This is a genomic window from Dyadobacter ginsengisoli DSM 21015 (assembly GCF_059568735.1).
Map to the genome: position 1 here is coordinate 628280 of NZ_JCANTY010000006.1, position 18416 is coordinate 646695.

At 49.0% G+C, this 18416-nt stretch carries 12 protein-coding genes; 5 read left to right on the top strand and 7 right to left on the bottom strand.

What is annotated here, in order from left to right; genetic code table 11:
* Window positions 1–53: 53 nt before the first annotated feature.
* Both BP71_RS24330 and odhB read left to right on the top strand, forming a co-directional pair.
* Window positions 54–2816 carry a 2-oxoglutarate dehydrogenase E1 component gene (locus tag BP71_RS24330; RefSeq protein ID WP_496384090.1) on the top strand — a complete coding sequence of 921 codons (2763 nt, stop codon included), beginning with the start codon at window positions 54–56 and terminating at the stop codon, window positions 2814–2816.
* 48 nt (window positions 2817–2864) lie between these two features.
* A complete protein-coding gene (odhB, locus tag BP71_RS24335) occupies window positions 2865–4439 on the top strand; it encodes a 2-oxoglutarate dehydrogenase complex dihydrolipoyllysine-residue succinyltransferase (RefSeq protein WP_496384092.1) in 1575 nt (524 codons plus the stop codon).
* Between the two features lie 69 nt (window positions 4440–4508).
* On the opposite strand, the gene BP71_RS24340 is transcribed toward odhB, so the two are convergent.
* Window positions 4509–4835 (bottom strand): nucleotide pyrophosphohydrolase, encoded by a 327-nt coding sequence (locus BP71_RS24340; RefSeq protein ID WP_496384094.1) that lies wholly within the window; start codon window positions 4833–4835, stop codon window positions 4509–4511.
* Window positions 4836–4889: 54 nt separating this feature from the next.
* The gene (dtd, locus tag BP71_RS24345; RefSeq protein WP_496384096.1) at window positions 4890–5342 is read right to left on the bottom strand and encodes a D-aminoacyl-tRNA deacylase; all 453 of its coding nucleotides are present in this window, start codon (window positions 5340–5342) and stop codon (window positions 4890–4892) included.
* A 168-nt stretch (window positions 5343–5510) separates the two neighbouring features.
* Here dtd and BP71_RS24350 point away from each other — a divergent pair, with 168 nt between their 5' ends.
* On the top strand, window positions 5511–6938 hold the full coding sequence (locus tag BP71_RS24350; RefSeq protein WP_496384098.1) for an L-serine ammonia-lyase: 1428 nt from the start codon (window positions 5511–5513) through the stop codon (window positions 6936–6938).
* A 13-nt stretch (window positions 6939–6951) separates the two neighbouring features.
* On the opposite strand, the gene mgtE is transcribed toward BP71_RS24350, so the two are convergent.
* A complete protein-coding gene (gene mgtE / locus BP71_RS24355; RefSeq protein WP_496384100.1) occupies window positions 6952–8304 on the bottom strand; it encodes a magnesium transporter in 1353 nt (450 codons plus the stop codon).
* A gap of 67 nt (window positions 8305–8371) precedes the next feature.
* Window positions 8372–9172 carry a 16S rRNA (adenine(1518)-N(6)/adenine(1519)-N(6))-dimethyltransferase RsmA gene (rsmA, locus tag BP71_RS24360; RefSeq protein WP_496384102.1) on the bottom strand — a complete coding sequence of 267 codons (801 nt, stop codon included), beginning with the start codon at window positions 9170–9172 and terminating at the stop codon, window positions 8372–8374.
* Between the two features lie 87 nt (window positions 9173–9259).
* On the opposite strand from rsmA, the gene BP71_RS24365 reads away from it, so the two are divergent.
* Both BP71_RS24365 and BP71_RS24370 read left to right on the top strand, forming a co-directional pair.
* Window positions 9260–12874 (top strand): PAS domain S-box protein, encoded by a 3615-nt coding sequence (locus tag BP71_RS24365; protein WP_496384104.1) that lies wholly within the window; start codon window positions 9260–9262, stop codon window positions 12872–12874.
* Window positions 12875–13021: 147 nt separating this feature from the next.
* Window positions 13022–15922, top strand: coding sequence for an outer membrane beta-barrel protein (locus BP71_RS24370; protein WP_496384106.1), 2901 nt, complete (start codon window positions 13022–13024; stop codon window positions 15920–15922).
* A gap of 92 nt (window positions 15923–16014) precedes the next feature.
* Here the strand turns inward: BP71_RS24370 and BP71_RS24375 are convergent, their stop codons facing one another.
* The 3 genes from BP71_RS24375 to BP71_RS24385 are packed head-to-tail and all read right to left on the bottom strand — an operon-like array spanning window position 16015 to window position 18346.
* Window positions 16015–16644, bottom strand: a complete 630-nt coding sequence (locus tag BP71_RS24375; RefSeq protein ID WP_496384108.1) for a LysM peptidoglycan-binding domain-containing protein — start codon at window positions 16642–16644, stop codon at window positions 16015–16017.
* Window positions 16645–16704: 60 nt separating this feature from the next.
* Window positions 16705–17196, bottom strand: coding sequence for a 5-(carboxyamino)imidazole ribonucleotide mutase (gene purE, locus BP71_RS24380; RefSeq protein ID WP_496384110.1), 492 nt, complete (start codon window positions 17194–17196; stop codon window positions 16705–16707).
* Window positions 17197–17203: 7 nt separating this feature from the next.
* On the bottom strand, window positions 17204–18346 hold the full coding sequence (locus BP71_RS24385; RefSeq protein ID WP_496384112.1) for a 5-(carboxyamino)imidazole ribonucleotide synthase: 1143 nt from the start codon (window positions 18344–18346) through the stop codon (window positions 17204–17206).
* Window positions 18347–18416: the final 70 nt, after the last annotated feature.

Sequence of the window (18416 nt, forward strand, 5' to 3'; positions counted from 1 at the left end):
TCTTTACATAACTCTTGTACCTTTGTGCCGTAAATGAAATACTCACTTTTGTGATGGATAAATACACCTATATAGCAAATTCCGACGCCGCTTATATTGAAGAATTGTACAATTCCTATAAGCAAGATGCAGCTTCTGTAGACGAAGGCTGGCAAAAATTCTTTGAAGGTTACGACTTTTATCAAAAATACCCTATTAACGGTAACGGACGTGCCAACGGTGCAGCCAACGGTAAGGAAGCAGCGGTAGTTGGTAAAACGGATCCCGCCCGTATCCGTAAGGAAATGGAGGTAGTTCACCTGATCCGTGGTTATAGGTCAAGAGGCCATTTGCTGGCCACGACCAACCCCATTCAGAAGAGAAAGGACCGCCGTCCGCAACTCGACATCGCTGATTTTAACCTGGGCCCGGACGACCTCGATACCGTTTTTGAAGCTGGTGTGGAGGTCTTTGATCGTCCGGCTACATTGCGTGAGATCGTTGATGCATTGAAAACCATCTACGCAAGCAATATTGGTTTCGAATACTTATATATCCGCGATCGCGAGCAAAAAAGCTGGTTGCGTAAGAAAATAGAGAAAGAAGCATTGACGATGTCTTTCTCGATCGACGAGAAGAAGCACATTCTTTCGAAACTGAACGAGGCGGTTGTTTTCGAAAACTTCCTTCACACGAAATATCTTGGACAAAAACGTTTCTCCCTCGAAGGAGGCGAAACAACGATCCCTGCACTGGATGCAATGATCAACAAGGCGGCAGAAATGGGAGTGGTTGAAGTCATGATCGGAATGGCTCACCGCGGTCGTTTGAATGTGCTTGCCAATATTATGCAGAAAACTTACGGCCAGATCTTCAACGAGTTTGAAGGAAACCTGCCCGACCAGGTTTGGGGTGATGGCGACGTGAAATACCATATGGGTTTTGCGAGCCAGATCACAACCAAAGATGGCAATAAAGTACACCTGAAACTGGCACCGAATCCCTCACACCTCGAAGCGGTAAACCCGGTGGTGGAAGGTTATATCCGCGCGCGGGCCGACGGCATGTACGACAGCGACTACGATCGGGTACTTCCTGTACTTATCCATGGCGATGCGGCTGTTGCAGGACAGGGAATTGTGTATGAAGTAACCCAGATGTCGGCATTGAACGGCTATTATACCGGTGGAACCATTCACTTCGTGATCAACAACCAGGTAGGTTTTACAACCGACTTCGTTGATGCGCGTTCATCTATTTATTGTACGGATATCGCGAAGATCGTGGATGCGCCGGTGCTGCATGTTAATGGAGACGACCCCGAGGCGGTGGTGTTCTGCATGCGCCTTGCAGTAGAGTACCGTCAGAAGTTCAATAAGGACATTTTCATTGATATGGTTTGTTACCGCCGTCATGGACATAATGAGGCTGACGAACCGAAATTTACCCAGCCGGTTTTATACAAATCGATTGAGAACCACCAGAACCCACGCGAAATCTATCAGCAGACACTTGCGGAACGTGGTGATGTAGATGCGCAACTGGCTGCAAACATGGATAAGGAGTTCAAGCAGCTGTTGCAGGAGCGTCTGGATATGGTGAAGCAAAAGGCATTACCTTACTCGATGCCTAAACTGGAACAGGAATGGCACAGTCTTCGGAAATCGAAACCGGAGGATTTTGAGAAATCGCCGGAAACCGGTGTGCCGTTGGAAGTACTGGAAAAAATTGGCAAAGCACTCATCAGTACCCCTGAAAATTTCAGCAGATTAAAACAGATCGATAAACTGCTCAAGGATCGCGAGCAGATGATCTTTGACAAAAAAGAGGTTAACTGGGCGACAGCGGAATTGCTGGCTTACGGCTCGATTCTTACCGAAGGAAATATTGTCCGTTTAAGCGGTCAGGATGTTCAGCGTGGTACATTCTCGCACCGTCACGCGGTGTTGCGGGATGTGGAAACCAATGCCCCTTACAATAGCCTGCAACATATTCAGGAAGGGCAGGGGCAATTTATGATCTACAACTCCCTGCTTTCGGAGTACGGAGTTCTGGGTTTTGAATTTGGTTATTCTATGGCCAATCCCAATGCATTGGTAATATGGGAAGCGCAGTTTGGCGATTTTGCCAATGGCACGCAGGTTATTATCGATCAGTTTGTAACGTCGAGCGAAACCAAATGGGATCGCTGGACCGGTCTGGTGATGTTGTTGCCACATGGCTATGAAGGGCAGGGGCCAGAGCATTCCAATGCACGTCCTGAACGATATCTGCAACTTTCGGCCAACTACAACATTATCGTTGCCAATGTAACTACACCGGCCAACTTCTTCCATTTGTTGCGCAGACAGTTGAAGTTCCCATTCCGGAAGCCATTGATCGTCATGTCACCGAAGTCGATGTTGAGACATCCGCTTTGCGTGTCTCCGGTCGATAGCCTTGTAAACGGCTCATTCCAGGAAACAATCGGGGATACTTATGCAGATCCGAAGAAGGTGAAAAAAGTGCTGCTCTGTACTGGAAAGTTGTATTATGAACTGTTTGAGAAGCAGCAGGCGGACAAGCGCGACGATGTAGCCATCATCCGTTTGGAGCAAATGCATCCATTTCCTCAGACGCAAATTGACGCTCATTTGAGCAAATATTCGAACGCGAAGGTATTTTGGGTACAGGAAGAACCTTTCAATATGGGCGGTTGGACATTCATGCTTCGCATGTACAAGGGTGCCAAACCTTTGCAGGTGATTGCCCGCGAGTCCAGCGCTTCTCCGTCGACAGGTTTCTCGAAAATCCATACCAAGGAGCAGGCGGAGATTATCAACAGAGCTTTTGAATGATTGTTCCTATAATTTTTGACTTAATTCGATAACAAGATTGCACATAAAATGGCTGAAATTGAAATAAAAGTACCGCCCGTTGGCGAGTCGATTACAGAGGTTACGATAGGAAACTGGTTCAAAAATGATGGCGATTTTGTGAAGATGGATGAGGTTATCTGTGGGCTTGATTCCGATAAGGCTACATTTGAACTGACGGCGGAAGCAGAAGGGGTTTTGCACATCAAAGCACAAGAAGGTGATACCCTGAACATCGGCGATCTGATTGCAACAATAGAAGCTGCGAATGGGGTTGCTCCCAAAGAAACAGCTCCGAAAGCGGAAGCAGCAGCTCCAGCGGCATCGGCAGCACCAGCTGAAAGTGCCCCTGCGCCAGCTCAGCCAAAAGCAGTTGAGCAAGCCGTAGCTGGTAAATCTTATGAGATGAAAGTTCCCGCAGTAGGAGAGTCTATTACCGAGGTTACGATTGCTTCTTGGAGCAAAAAGGACGGTGATCATGTAGAAGTAGATGAAATCCTTTGCGAACTGGAATCTGATAAGGCAACATTCGAACTCCCTGCGGAAGCGGCTGGTACTTTAAGAATTGTAGGAAAAGAAGGAGAAACACTTTCAATCGGCGCATTGATTTGCACAATCGAACAGGGAGCCGGGGCTTCTGCCGTTGCGCAGCCAGCACCGCAGGTAACTACTCCGGCCGCCGGTACATCCGCTGAAAAAGCGTATAGCGAAAAGCACGCATCACCGGTGGCTGCCAAAATCCTGGCTGAAAAGGGAATCGATCCGAAGGATGTGAACGGTTCCGGATCTGGGGGTAAAATCATGAAAGACGACGCATTGAAGGCGGAAAAAGCGGCTGCTCCTGCGCAACCTGCGTCGGCACCTGCTAAGCCGGCTGCTCCGGCTGCTCCCGCATCGGCTGGTGCACGTGGATCGCGTCGCGAGAAAATGTCGTCGTTGCGCAAGACCATCGCACGCCGCCTGGTAGCAGTGAAGAATGAAACGGCGATGCTGACCACTTTCAACGAAGTGGATATGAAGCCGGTAATGGATTTGCGCTCCAAATTCAAAGATAAATTTAAAGAGAAACACGAGGTTGGCCTGGGTTTCATGTCATTCTTTGTGAAAGCGGTAACCGTAGCATTGAAGGACTTCCCGGTTATCAATGCCTATATAGACGGTGAAGAACTGGTTTACAACGATTTTGCCGATATCTCTGTCGCGGTGTCTACCCCACGCGGATTGGTGGTGCCTGTGATCCGTAATGCGGAAACACTGTCGTTTGCAGCGATCGAGAAAGAGATCGTTCGTTTGGCGGTTCGTGCGCGTGACGGTAAACTGGGTCTGGATGAAATGTCAGGCGGTACATTTACGATCACGAATGGCGGTACGTTCGGTTCAATGCTTTCGACACCGATCATCAATGCGCCCCAGTCGGCTATTCTGGGTATGCACAATATCGTGGAGCGCGCGGTGGTGGTGGATGGACAGATCGTGGTTCGGCCGATTATGTACGTTGCATTGTCGTACGACCACCGTACCATTGATGGTAAAGACTCGGTAAGCTTCCTGGTTCGCTTGAAGCAGCTTCTGGAAGATCCGATGCGTTTGCTATTGGATATGTAATATTATCATTTCGGAAAATAGATAACAGAGCAGGCCCGGGTTTCCGGGCTTGTTCTGTTTAAGGCAGTTCTATTGTAATTTGATATTCTGTTTGTGACGGTCTTTATCACGGTCGGTTTTCTTGGCCATGTTCTTTTCAAAAGCTTCCGTGAGATTCACGCCGGTCTGGTTTGCCAGGCAGATGAGTACCCAAAGCACGTCCGCCATCTCGTCTCCGAGATCCTTCCCCATATCTGATTTTTTGAATGACTGGTCCCCGTAGGTACGTGCCATAATGCGTGCCAGTTCTCCCACTTCTTCGGTGAGGATGGTCATGTTAGTGAGCTCAGAAAAGTATCTGACTCCATATGTCTTGATCCAATGATCAACCTGGTCCTGTGCTTCCTGTATAGACATGTTTTGATGGTGAATGAGATGCTGTGGAATAGCCAATGAATGAATTTTCTTCTTTCAGATCCTGTTTTTGGAATCGATGATGATGGTTACCGGGCCGTCGTTGAACAAGGACACTTTCATATCGGCTCCGAACTCTCCGCATTGAATGGGCTTACCAAGTTCTTTACCCAGAAATCCTATCATTTTCTCATAAAGGGGGATGGCGATGTCCGGTTTTGCTGCTTCGATAAATGAAGGTCGGTTGCCCTTTTTCGTACTGGCATGAAGAGTAAACTGGCTGATCAAAAGGATGTCCCCCGCAACGGTTTTTAAATCCAGGTTCATTTTTTCCTGGTCGTCGTTGAAAACACGCAGGCCTATGATTTTCCTTCCAAGCCAATCAATGTCTTCGTCGGTATCCAAATGGGTGATGCCTAAAAGTACCATGAAGCCGGCTTTGATTTCTCCCCGGATTTGCCCGTCAATAGTAACGGAAGCGCTGCTGACGCGTTGGACTACTGCAATCATAAGTTAAATAGGTCGATTCTATTGAAGGCTTCAAAAATACGGGTAATCACCGAACATACTCTAAAGCCTGCCAAAGCTATTGAATAAAAAGTGGTGTCGTGAATGTAGTGCAGCTCACGGAACGATTGTACCTTGCATCCAGGAGTATTTCTAACCCACGCCATTTCAATGACAGAAGAACGTATTTCAGTTTTTGACATCTTTAAAATAGGCATTGGCCCGTCGAGTTCGCATACGCTGGGGCCCTGGCGTGCCGCGCAGCAGTTTCTGGACTCCGTTAAAGCGCGTGGAGTGCTGGGTGAGGTTCAGGCCGTCAAGGTGCACCTCTTTGGGTCGTTGGCCAAAACAGGTAAAGGGCACGGCACCGATATCGCCGTCATCCTGGGATTAAGCGGGTACGACCCGGTTACGATCGAAACAAGCTCTATCGACCGCATTCTGAACGACATCGCTACACAGGAATCCACGTTGCTCCATGGCGAAATGCGCATCCATTTCAATCCTAAAACTGATGTCGTTTTCAATAAGGCTGAGTCCCTGCCATTCCATCCCAATGGACTGACTTTCGTTGCACACTGCGCATCTCTCGGAGATGTTTCGGAAACTTATTACTCGATAGGCGGAGGTTTCGTGGTACAGGAAAAAAATGAATCTCCTACCGCTACCGAACGTCCGGAGATTCCATATCCGGTAGACCATGCTTCGGATCTGCTTAGGTGGCATCGCCTCACGGGAAAGCCTATTTGGGAAATTGTTTTAGACAACGAGAAGATATGGCGTGACGAAGCAGTGGTCCGGAACGATCTGATGAATATCTGGGGCGTCATGCGGGATTGTATCTTTCAGGGGTCGCAGCATAAAGGTGTATTGCCGGGCGGACTCAACGTACAACGCCGTGCAGCCGCATTGAATGAAAAGCTACTCAAAGGGTGTACATGTGCAGGCTGTGACGAATGGGTCGAGCTGATCCGCAGCAGCGGGTCGGGATTTAATTACACACTCGACTGGGTCAGTTGCTTTGCATTGGCGGTGAACGAGCAGAATGCTTCATATAACAGGGTTGTTACGGCACCCACCAACGGTGCAGCCGGCGTGATTCCCGCGGTCCTGCAATTTCACATTACGTTTTGCGGAGGGAATAACGAGGACATTTTCCAGTTTCTGTTAACCGCTGGGGAAGTTGGCAGCATTTTTAAAAAAGGAGCCACATTATCGGCTGCTATGGGCGGCTGTCAGGCTGAAATAGGTGTTTCGTCGGCTATGGCTGCTGCTGGTCTCGCCCAGGTATCGGGAGGGTCGGTGGAACAATGCCTGATGGCTGCGGAAATCGCGATGGAACATCACCTGGGCCTTACATGCGACCCCGTGGGCGGACTGGTACAAATTCCTTGCATCGAAAGAAACACGATGGGCGCGATTAAAGCCATTACCGCAGCACAGCTTGCCTTGCAAAGCAATCCTGAGAATGCGAAAGTCTCTCTGGATAATGTGGTGAAAACCATGTGGGAGACGGCATTGGATATGAACAACCGGTATAAAGAGACTTCGGAAGGCGGCCTCGCTGTCAACATCCCGATCAGCCTGAGTGAATGCTAGCGGCTGATTGTCATCACAACCTCAGAAGTAAATGAGCCAACCCGAAATAGACGCCATAACCGATCAGGTCATTGGCCGTGGTGATAAACGGCCCGGATGCTACTGCCGGATTAATGCCGATCTTTTCAAGCAGTATGGGAGTAAGGGTGCCCATGAACGATGCCAGGAATACAACGGACATCAATGCAGTTGAAACGACCAGCGCCAGTTGCAGGTCATTCCCGATCAGCATATTGAATCCAAAAACAATGGCGCTGATAATCAATCCGTTGATAGATGCGACGGCAAACATTCTAATCAACCGTTGGCCGAGCGACGTGTCGAGGCCGGTCTTGTCGGCTAAACCCTGCAGGATAATGGAGGATGTTTGGATGCCTACATTCCCGCCTGTCGAACCGATAATTGGGATAAATGCGGCCATAGCCGGGATGATTTTAAGGTCGCCCTCAAAAAAGCTGATGAATTTCGCTGCAAGAATACCCCCCATCATACCTACGAGCAGCCAGGGTAAACGAGCCTTTGTTTGCTGCCAGATACTGTCATCTTCTTCTACATCACCGGTGATACCGGCCATCGCTAACGTATCGGAACTGGCCTGATCGGTGATCACGTCTACCACGTCATCGATTGTAATGCGCCCCAAAAGCTTTCCCTGCACGTTCACGACTGGCAATGCGTCCAGGTCATAACGCCTCATCAGTTCGGCCACTTCTTCGGCAGGGCGATAGGTTTCCACAAAAATCACATCTTTGTCGTAAAGGCTTTCGATCTTCGTATTCTTGTGGGCCAGCACGATTTTCTTCAATGACAGCAGACCGAGCAGCTTTCCGAAGTCGTCGACAACATACACAGCATACACTTTGCCAACATCTTCGGCTTGTTTGCGAAGCTCTTCAATGCATTGGTTGACGGTCCAGTTTACATTGGCTTTGACAAGCTCTTTCTGCATCAGACCACCTGCCACATCTTCGTCGTAGTGAAGGAGGTCGAGGATGAAGCGGGCTTGTTCCCGGTCTTCTAGCAATGCGATTACTTCCTCACGCACCCGTATGGGCTGCTCGTTGAGTAAGTCCACTGCATCATCGGAGTCAAACAGGTTGACAAACTTAGAGATCTCCTCCGAAGTAAAGGCTTTCAGAAAATCACGGCGTTCGCCCGGATCCATATCTGCCAGGATGGCGGCACCGGTTTCGATATTGAGCTGACTGATCAGAAATTTCGCACTTCCTGTTTCCAGCTCGGAAAGCAGGCTGGTAATATCTGCCGGAAAAAGATTCTCCATTTCCGACCGGATGGCCGCAGAGTCCTCTTTCTCAATCAGTTCCTGTATATGATCTACGTATAGCTGGGTTAATTCGAACGTCATCGGAAATTAGCTTTTAGCGATTGGCGAAATGCTTATAGCTTCATCAATATACTCGGTCAAAGTGGGTTTAGTTCGGCCCTTGCGAATTTTGCGCAAGTAATGTCAACGTAACGAAGTCCTGAACGTTCAATTGTTCGGCACGTTTGTCGAGAAGCGGATGGTCCGGTATTTCGCCTACCGGTTTTAATGCATTTCTCAACGTCTTCCGTCGCTGGTTGAATGCCGTTTTAACTACTCTGAAAAACAATTTCTCGTCGCATTCCAGCGCTGCTACCTGATTCCGTCGGAGCCTGATCACTCCGGATTGTACCTTTGGAGGGGGATCAAATGCGCCGGGAGGGACCGAAACGAGGTAGTCTATATCATAAAATGCCTGAAGCAATACGCTGAGAATGCCGTAGTCCTTATTGCCCGGAGGGGAAGCGATACGTTGGGCTACCTCCTTTTGCAGCATACAGACGATTTCCGGAATGCGGTCACGTATCTCCAGTGCCCGAAAGAATATCTGGGAAGAGATGTTGTATGGGAAATTTCCGATGATCGCAAAGGAGCCCGGAAGGTAATCATCGGGATTCAATTTGAGGAAATCTCCCGAGATAATGCGTGGGGCCAGGTCGGGGTAATGTTTTTCAAGATAGGCTACCGATTCGGTATCGATTTCGATCACATAGGTAGCATAATTTGCCTTGGGAAGCAGATATTGGGTCAATACACCCATACCGGGTCCTATTTCCAGAACGCGGTCGTAACCGCCATGACCGGATAGCCCGTCCACGATACGCTGGGCAATGTTTAAATCTTTCAGAAAGTGCTGACCTAAATGCTTTTTGGCCCGTACTTTGGAGGTATCCGGTTTTTTATAATTCATTTTCACAAGCCAAAATTACGTCTTAATTCGTAGATTTATCGAATAAAGAATTGGAAGGAACCTTAAAAGTGCGATTGTACGGGACCTATGGAACTGATTTTATCCCAAACCGACTGGCAGACTATTCACCACACACTTCAGCATTTAAACCTGATCGGGATTACCTTTTCTCCCGACTTTACCATACGCAGCGTAAGCCCGCACGCGCTCATGAAAACGGGTTGGCATGAGACGGACCTGGTGGGTTTCAGCATTTTCGACAAGCTTATTCCCAAAGAAGAGGAACATGAGGTAAGGCAGATGCTCGAAGAGGGTATTCAGGGAAAACGTAAGCTGGAACAACGCGAGGTCCCGTTTCTCGCGCAGAAGGGAACACTACGGACATTCTCGATCAATTCGGTGCTGATGCACCAGGAAAATGACGAGGTGGAATGCGTTACCCTTGTCGGAGATGATATTACCCGTCGACGGCGAATGGAATCTGCTATCGCGAAGTCGAATTCGCAGTTACAGGATCTGGTCGACAACACGAGCGACCTTATACAGCTGGTCGCTGTCGACGGTAAGTTCATTTTCGTCAACAAGGCATGGCGGGAAGTGCTGGGCTACGGACTCGATGAAATCGCATCGATGCGCATGGAAGATATTCTGCATCCGCAGCATCGCGAACAGGCGCTCGAACAATTGAAACTGATCGAGCAGGGTATTGCCAACCCGAGTTTTGAGGCGGTGTTTTTAAGCAGAGAGGGTAAAAAGGTTTTCGTAGCAGGAAGTGTCAATTGCCGGTTCGATAATGGTAAACCGACTGCATTCCGCTGTATTCTGAATGATTTTACAGAGAAAATCAGGGCGGAGAAGGCGCAGAACCTGTATTACAGCATTGCCAACTGGACGGTTAATACGCAGAATCTGGACGAATTTTACCAGGGAATTCATGAAGAGCTGGGTAAGATCATCGATGTGAAGAACTTTTTCATTGCCCTGTACGATCCCAGCAAGAGCTATATCTACTTTCCGTATTATGTAGACCAGTATTTCAGGGGAAATGTGCGTTTTACTAAGCGAAAGCTGGGAAACGGCCTTACTGAATATGCCATTGCTTCCAACAAGCCGCTGTTCCTTTCCGACGAAAACATCGAACAGCTCGCTAAGACGAACAGCCTCTACCTCTACGGTGTCACGCCGAAATTACTGCTTTGTGTACCCCTGCGTATAGGCGACCGGGTGACGGGCATTATCGGGGTCAAGTCCTATGACGACCCCAACATGTTCGATACCCGTGACCTGGAACTTCTGGAATTCATTTCTGGGCAGGTAGCAATGGCGATCGCGCGCAAGCAAAACGAGGAAGAGCTCAGCAAATACCTGGCACGTCTGAACGCAATTTTTGACAGCAGCTCACATTTGATCTGGTCGGTAAATAAATCGCTGCAACTCACGTCATTCAATAGAAATTATGCCGATCTGATTCATAACCAGCTTGGTGTCAGGCCTACACTCCAGGTCAGTGCCGAGAAATTCGGATGGCGGATGGTGGGTAACAGCAACCGGCGTACTTTGGAAACCAAATACCGGCAGGCTTTGCGCGGAGAACCGCAATATTTCGAGTTCAAAATCGATAGGAAGGATTCGGGGGAGATGTGGCTTGAATTTTACCTTAACCCCATTCACTACGCGGATGGGGTCATCGAAGAGGTGTCGGGTATTGCAAGGGACATCACGCGGCGAAAGGAAGCAGAACTGTCATTGAGACATAGTGAAGAGCTTTTCAGGGGGATTTTCGAGAACTTGCAGGATATTTATTGCCGGATCAACCGGGCGGGAGAGATTACGATGATCAGCCAATCGGTGCTAAAACGCCTGGGGTACCTGCCCGAGGATGTGATCGGGCACAAAATCACGGAATTTTTCCCGGACAAAAAGCGTATCCATTCGGCATTGATAAGGCTTAGGAAGACCAAGAGCCTCCGGAACTTCGAGATTACGATGTACCGCAAGGACGGTACGGAGCGCCAGTTCATGATCAATATGCTCATGTTCACCAACGATAAGGGTAAACCCACCGAGGTGGCTGTACTTGCACGCGACATCACCGAGCTGAAACGCAATGAACTGGAATTGCTGAAAGCCAAGGAGCATGCAGAGCGCTCATTGAAGGTGAAAGAGGGGTTCCTGGCTAATATGAGCCACGAGATCCGGACGCCTATGAACGGGGTGATCGGGATGATCGACCTGCTCGGTGAAACGCCGTTGAATGTTGAACAAAAGGATTATGTACTGACGATTAAGCGTTCTTCGGAAACGTTGCTCAATATTCTGAACGACATTCTGGATCTTTCGAAAATCGAGGCAGGTAAAATGGAACTGCACGAGGCGCCGATTTCTGTGGAGGAGTTGCTGCTCAAACTCGTGTCCCTGTTCGGACAAACCGCGAAGAGCAAGGGCAATACACTCAGCTATCATATTGCGCCGGATATTCCGAAATTCATCATAGCGGATCAGACCAGGCTACTGCAGATACTTTCCAATCTGACTTCCAATGCATTGAAATTCACGGAGAACGGAGCGGTGAAAGTATTCCTGACTCTGGTGAAAAAGGATGGGTTGTTTCATAAAATCAAGGTCGATGTGCAGGATTCAGGTATTGGGATCAGTGCCACCGACCGGCAGATCCTGTTTACTTCTTTTACACAGCTCGATAACTCGTCCCGCAAGTCATTTGGAGGTACCGGCCTTGGCTTGGCAATTTCCAAACAGCTTTGCGCATTGATGAACGGCGAAATCGGGGTGGAGTCGACACTCGGGGAGGGAAGTACTTTCTGGTTTACATTCGAAACGAAGGAAACCTCCATTGCGCAGGTCAGTACGGTTACCCTCATGGAGGAAACGCCGATAGAGGACGTGTTCAGTGACTATCATCCATTGATACTGCTGGTAGACGACAATGCGGTAAACCGTAAAGTGGCGAATGAAATCCTGAAAAAATCGGGTTGCGAGGTCGATCTGGCCGAAAGTGGATTTAAGGCCATTGAAATGGTGGAAACCAGGTATAGGTCCGGGCGGAAAGGCTATGATATTATCTTCATGGATATCCAGATGCCCGATATGGATGGGGTGGAGACTTCCCAGGAGCTGAAAAAGCGGTATGCAAAAGGTTTAGCACCCATTGTCGCCATGACCGCTTATTCGATGAAGGAGGACCGTGACCGCTTCATGAGCCAGGGGATGGACGACTATATCGCAAAACCAATCCGCGCCCAAACGCTTGTTCAGAAAGTAAAGGAGCTGATGGGGAATATGGAAAACCGTAAGCTTGAACAGATACAAAAAGAAATCGCGCAGGAAGCGATGTTGCCGGTACTGGATAAGGAAATTATCGATCAGCTGGCCGGCATCGGCGGGGCAGACCTGGTCTGGTCGGTGTTTGACGATTTTGTAAGTGAAGCCACCGAACTGGTAGAAGGAGCATTGGAAGCCTATCGGAACGGAGATATCAAGACGGTCAAGAGCAATCTGCATACGTTGAAGGGAAGCGGGGGGACTGTGGGCGTATCTCAGGTAGCTGAAATTGCGCGTGATGCCGAATGGAGACTAAAATCGGATGATACAAGTACACTGGCTGAAGCACTACCTCAATTGGAAAAAGCATATGCGAGATTCCTGGCCAGCTACAAAGGTTTGTTGGGGGAATGGCTGGGGTAATCCCGGCCGACGGAGATTTTCGTCGGTAAATTTCAGGGATTGATCTATAAATACATCGGAATCTGTCGATTGTAAGGGTTTGTTGCCGAAGGGCATTAAACTTTGGTAAGCAAGGGAGCTCTAACCTGCAATAAACCTTTACATGTCATGAACAGAATTACATTCTTCGTCCTCCTGCTCGCCGGTTTCATCGCCCCGGCATTCACCCAGGCGCAAAATGCGCAGATCACCGGTACCGTGCTCGACAGCGTGAGCCGGGAGGCAGTTGTGGGTGCCTACGTGGCTGTTAGCCGGAACACCCCCGATGCCAAACCGGAGTATGTGACGACGGATGTCAATGGCAAATTTACTTTTGCAGGACTGACTAAACAGGTTACGTACCTGGTAAAAGTATCCTATCTAAGCTACAAGGATTTTACGCAGCTCGTTACGGTCAATAAGGATGTCCAGGATCTGGGCATGATCACGCTGACCGAATCCGTAGCCAATTTGAAAGAAGTGAAGGTGGTAGGTCAGGTAACGGCTATGGAGCAAAAAGGTGATACCACCCAGTTTAATGCAGCGGCATTCAAAACAAACCCGGATGCTACTTCGGAAGACCTTATTCAAAAAATGCCGGGCATTACCGTTACCAATGGGACTGTGACTGCTCACGGGGAAACCGTTAACCGGGTACTGGTGGATGGCAAGCCATTTTTTGGCGACGACGCGGCATTGACATTGAAATCGCTGCCAGCAGAAGTAGTCGATAAAATAGAAGTATTTGACAAACTCAGCGACCAGGCCCAATTTACGGGCTTCGATGACGGCAGCGCACAGAAAACGATCAACATCGTAACCAAGGCCGACAAGAGAATGGGGCAGTTTGGAAAGGTATTCGCAGGTTATGGTTTGGATGACCGCTATCAGGCCGGCGGCAATGTGAGTTTTTTTAAAGGTAATCAGCGTATATCGGTAATCGGACTTAGCAATAATATCAATATCCAGAACTTTTCGAGCCAGGATCTGCTCGGAGTTTCCGGTGGAGGCGGCGGTGGCAACCGTGGCGGGGGCGGGTCAGCGGGCAACTTCCTGGTGGGTAACCAAAGCGGGATAACCGGAACAAATTCCTTCGGTCTGAATTATGCCAACAAGATCGGCAAGAAGATCGACATCTCGGGAAGCTATTTCTTTAACAGGACCAGCAATACAAATGTCCAGTCGACTGCCCAGCAGTATTTTTCACAAGGCGGGGCAGGGGACCAGCTCTACAACGAAAACAGCCGGACCAGCACCACGAACTCGAATCACAGACTAAATTTCCGTGTCGAATATAACATCGACCCGAAAAATTCATTGATAATCACGCCTCGACTGAGTTTTCAGGATAACCACTCGGGTAGCGTAAAGGCGGGGTTGACGACATTGGTTACTGATGGCAGCAATATCAACAGCTCGGACAACAGTTCGGCCAATATGAACAAGGGTTATAACTTTTCTAACGACCTCTTGTTCCGCCACGCATTTGAGAAAAAAGGCCGCACGATCTCATTTAACTTCAACACACAGGTAAATGACAAAAACGGGCGTCGTGACCTGTATTCCCGGAACATTTATTTCGATAATCTCACATTACCCGACACAGCCATGCGCGGTGACACGATCGACCAACGTAGCTTTACCCATTCCGATGGACTGACATTAGGAGGCAATCTGGTTTATACCGAACCCATCAGCACCACCGGGCAGTTGCAGTTCAATTACGGATTGACGATCAGCAACAGCAATTCCAACAAGGATACCTACAATATGAGCTATGACCAGGGTACCTACTCGGATCTGGATTCATTGCTGACTAACAATTTTGATAATCGTTACATTACCAACCGCGCCGGGCTTGGCTATCGTTACCGGAAGAACAGCTGGTCTGCCAATTTGGGTGTCGATTTCCAGAATACCGGATTGTATAGCCAGCAACTTGCACCGGTCAACAACAAGGTGGATCAGTCATTTACCAACTTTTTACCAAACCTGATGGTAAACTACCGTTCCAAAACCGGCACACAATTCCGCGCCTTTTTCCGAAGTTCAACAAACCAGCCCTCGATCTCGCAGTTGCAGAACGTCGTGGATAACAGCAATCCATTATCGCTGACAGCCGGTAACCCCGACCTGAAACAGGAATACCGGAACATGCTGAGTTTCCGCTACTCGCTGGCGGGTGCCAAACGGCCTTACAGCTTCAATGCCATGCTTTTTGTGACGCAGACCAACAATGCGATTGTAAACTCGACATTCATCGCGCAGGAGCCCACCACGTTGCCTAATGGTATTGTGCTGGAAAGAGGTGCGAAACTAACCTCGCCGATCAACGTCGATGGAAGCTGGAATGCACGGTCGTTTTTCACATACGGGAAACCAGTAGCGCCATTAAAACTGAACCTGAACCTTACCACCGGGTTCAATTACCTCCGGTCGCCGGGCTTGATCAACAATGTGCCCAACTTCTCGAATACGTATGCAGTTTCACAAGGGCTTGTTGTCAGCAGCAACATCAGCGATAAACTCGACTTTACTGTAGCCTATTCCGGCAACTATAATGTGGTTCGCAACAGTATTCAACCTAATCTGAACAACAATTATTACACGCAGAGCCTCACCGGCAAGGTGAACTGGATTTTCGGGAAAGGTTTTGTTTTACAAAGCGATATCAGCAATCAGTCTTATCGCGGATTGGGTGCGGGTTACAATCAGAACTTCACATTGTGGAATGCGAGCGTGGGCAAGAAGTTCCTTAAAAACAATGCAGGTGAATTAAAACTGACCGTCTTCGATATTCTCAAACAGAATAACAGCATCAGCCGCAACGTGACCGAGACTTATGTGCAGGACGTTACCAACCGGGTCCTGACGCAATACGCCATGCTCACATTCACTTACACCCTGCGAAACTTTGGTAAAATGCCTTCGAACGACAGCAATTACAGACGGCGCGATTTCGATGGCGGAACGGGCTTTCCGGGTGGCGGCGACCGCATGCCGGGTGGCGGGAGAGGATTCAATAACTAGGATATTCTGATATTAAACCCTTCGTCAGTACAAAGAAAATCCCGGGGCTGGTCAGCCTCGGGATTCTTTGTATCTACACTTTTGAAACAGATCTATTTCTTGTCGGGGAATGGAATGACGAGCTTTTCACCTCTTTCTGAAAAATCGCGGCTCTTGCCATTGGCTTTCATTAAAGCTTCTTTGCTGATACCGTATTTGCCTGCCACAACCCGGAGGACGTCGCCGGCACCCACGGTATGTACTGCTTTTACTTGCACTTTTAACTTTGTTACGCCAGCTTTCACGTCCGTTACAGAAGAATTAAGGCCCTGCAGGGTTTCTGTCTTGAGATTGTAACGGGATGCGATACTCGAAAATGTCTCGCCGCTTTGCACGGTATGCGTAATTTGTTCACCACCGAGAGAAGATGCCGAAATGGCTGGTTTTTCTTCTTTCTTCGGTTCTTTCGGGGTCTCTTTGACGGGCTCGGGTTTGGACTCCTCGGCCGGTTCTTCGGATGGTGCCGGTTGATCTGTGATTGGCTCAGCCGGTGTTTCTTCCACTGTGGAGTCGACAACTACCGATGTAAGTTCCTCGGAACTGGAAGAACTGTCAGAAATATACTCATAGCCAACATAAAGCATCGCCAATACCAGTAGCACCAACACCAGCAACGTTACAATAGGCAAATTCGACTTTTCAGTGGGACGGACATTTCTTTTCTTAGGGAATTCGTCTTCCATAACCTGGCCGGATTCTATTTTTTAGTGGAGTTAATTTTCTACGAAAATACTAAAGACAACCTAGTTTCCAAGTTGATTTTTCAATTCCTCATTCATAACCGCGACTTTCTCTTTCAGGCTTTCTTTGAATGCATCGAGCCTTTTTCCTACTTCCGGATCGCTCGCTCCGATGATCTGCGCAGCCAGTATACCGGCATTTCTGGCCCCATCCAATGCCACGGTCGCGACGGGGACACCCGCGGGCATCTGAAGAATGGATAGTACTGAATCCCAGCCGTCGATGGAATTACTGGATAGTACCGGCACTCCGATAACCGGGAGGGACGTCAGTGATGCAACCATCCCGGGCAGATGCGCAGCACCGCCTGCACCTGCGATGATCACCCGTAACCCGCGGCTGCGAGCCGACGCGCCATATTCCATCATGCGCTCTGGTGTGCGGTGAGCCGACACGATTTCCATTTCATACGCAATGCCGAGTTCCGTCAATGCGTCTGCGGCTAGCTGCATTACCTTCCTGTCCGAAAGGCTGCCCATGATAATCCCAACCATTGGTATATTATTGCTTGGTTTTGTTACTGATTACTTTAATGTTCTTTTTTACGAAATCTACTTTTTCTTTCAGCGATTCGATGTCCGAATCCATGATAGTGATATGGCCCATTTTGCGGAAAGGCTTCGTAGTGGCCTTCCAGTAAAGAAACGGGAATACCTCCGGGGTCGCGAGCAGCTTTTCCATACCCTCGTAAATAGCCCGCCCCTCATAACCGGCCTCACCCAGCAGGTTGACCATCGCCGACGGCCCGTATGCATGCGTGCTGCCGAGCGGGAGGTTCAGGATAGCCCGCCAATGCTGCTCGTATTGCGAGGTTGCATTAGCGCGGATCGTGTGGTGGCCACTGTTATGCGGACGGGGGGCTACCTCGTTGATGAGGATCTCGCCATCTGGTGTCAGGAAAAGCTCGACGGCCAGCAGTCCTACTATCTGGAAGGCCTCCGCTGTTTTACGGGCAATTGCCTGCGCCTTCGCATTGACGGTTTCATCAATTTGTGCGGGAGCAAAAAGGTACTCTACCAGATTATGTTCCGGATGAAACACCATTTCTACTGTCGGAAAGGTCTCTATCTCGCCTTTGGCGTTCCTTGCGACGATCACCGCGAGCTCTTTTTCGAAGGGGACAGCTTTTTCTAAAAGCCCCGGTTTGTCAAAGGCTTTATCAAGATCGGCCGCAGAACCGAGGCGTTGAACGCCGCGGCCATCGTAGCCATCTTTACCCAGCTTGTGAAAGGCGGGCAGAAAGTATGCATAACGGGCTGTGTCTTCCCGGTCCTCGGTGAGGATAAACTCGGCTGTGGGAAGTTGCTGGTCAGAGTAAAATTGTTTCTGGATGCGTTTGTCCTGAATCTGCCTGATTACCGATGGCTGCGGGTATACCTTCTTTCCCTCCTTTTCCAGGGCTTCGAGTGCTTCCACATTCACCTTCTCGATTTCAATGGTGATCACATCGAGGTTTTTACCAAAATTATAGACAGTGTCATAATCCTGTAAAGAACCCTGGGTAAAATGAGGTGCAATTTGTTTGCAGGGCGCGTCGGCGTCCGGGTCAAGTATGTGGATGTCCAGATTCCAGTCTACGGCCGCCTGCAAAAGCATCAGGCCCAGTTGTCCTCCGCCAAGAATTCCAATTCGGGATGAAAGCATTGATCGTATTATATTTTCCAGCAAAATTGGTGGAAAAACGAGTCAGATAAAAATGATGGCCGACTTTATA

Excerpts from the sequence above, each read along its gene's own strand:
- BP71_RS24330 (WP_496384090.1), top strand. The coding sequence starts at position 54 with ATGGATAAATACACCTATATAGCAAATTCCGACGCCGCTTATATTGAA.
- odhB (WP_496384092.1), top strand. The coding sequence starts at position 2,865 with ATGGCTGAAATTGAAATAAAAGTACCGCCCGTTGGCGAGTCGATTACA.
- BP71_RS24340 (WP_496384094.1), bottom strand. The coding sequence starts at position 4,835 with ATGTCTATACAGGAAGCACAGGACCAGGTTGATCATTGGATCAAGACA.
- dtd (WP_496384096.1), bottom strand. The coding sequence starts at position 5,342 with ATGATTGCAGTAGTCCAACGCGTCAGCAGCGCTTCCGTTACTATTGAC.
- BP71_RS24350 (WP_496384098.1), top strand. The coding sequence starts at position 5,511 with ATGACAGAAGAACGTATTTCAGTTTTTGACATCTTTAAAATAGGCATT.
- mgtE (WP_496384100.1), bottom strand. The coding sequence starts at position 8,304 with ATGACGTTCGAATTAACCCAGCTATACGTAGATCATATACAGGAACTG.
- rsmA (WP_496384102.1), bottom strand. The coding sequence starts at position 9,172 with ATGAATTATAAAAAACCGGATACCTCCAAAGTACGGGCCAAAAAGCAT.
- BP71_RS24365 (WP_496384104.1), top strand. The coding sequence starts at position 9,260 with ATGGAACTGATTTTATCCCAAACCGACTGGCAGACTATTCACCACACA.
- BP71_RS24370 (WP_496384106.1), top strand. The coding sequence starts at position 13,022 with ATGAACAGAATTACATTCTTCGTCCTCCTGCTCGCCGGTTTCATCGCC.
- BP71_RS24375 (WP_496384108.1), bottom strand. The coding sequence starts at position 16,644 with ATGGAAGACGAATTCCCTAAGAAAAGAAATGTCCGTCCCACTGAAAAG.
- purE (WP_496384110.1), bottom strand. The coding sequence starts at position 17,196 with ATGGTTGGGATTATCATGGGCAGCCTTTCGGACAGGAAGGTAATGCAG.
- BP71_RS24385 (WP_496384112.1), bottom strand. The coding sequence starts at position 18,346 with ATGCTTTCATCCCGAATTGGAATTCTTGGCGGAGGACAACTGGGCCTG.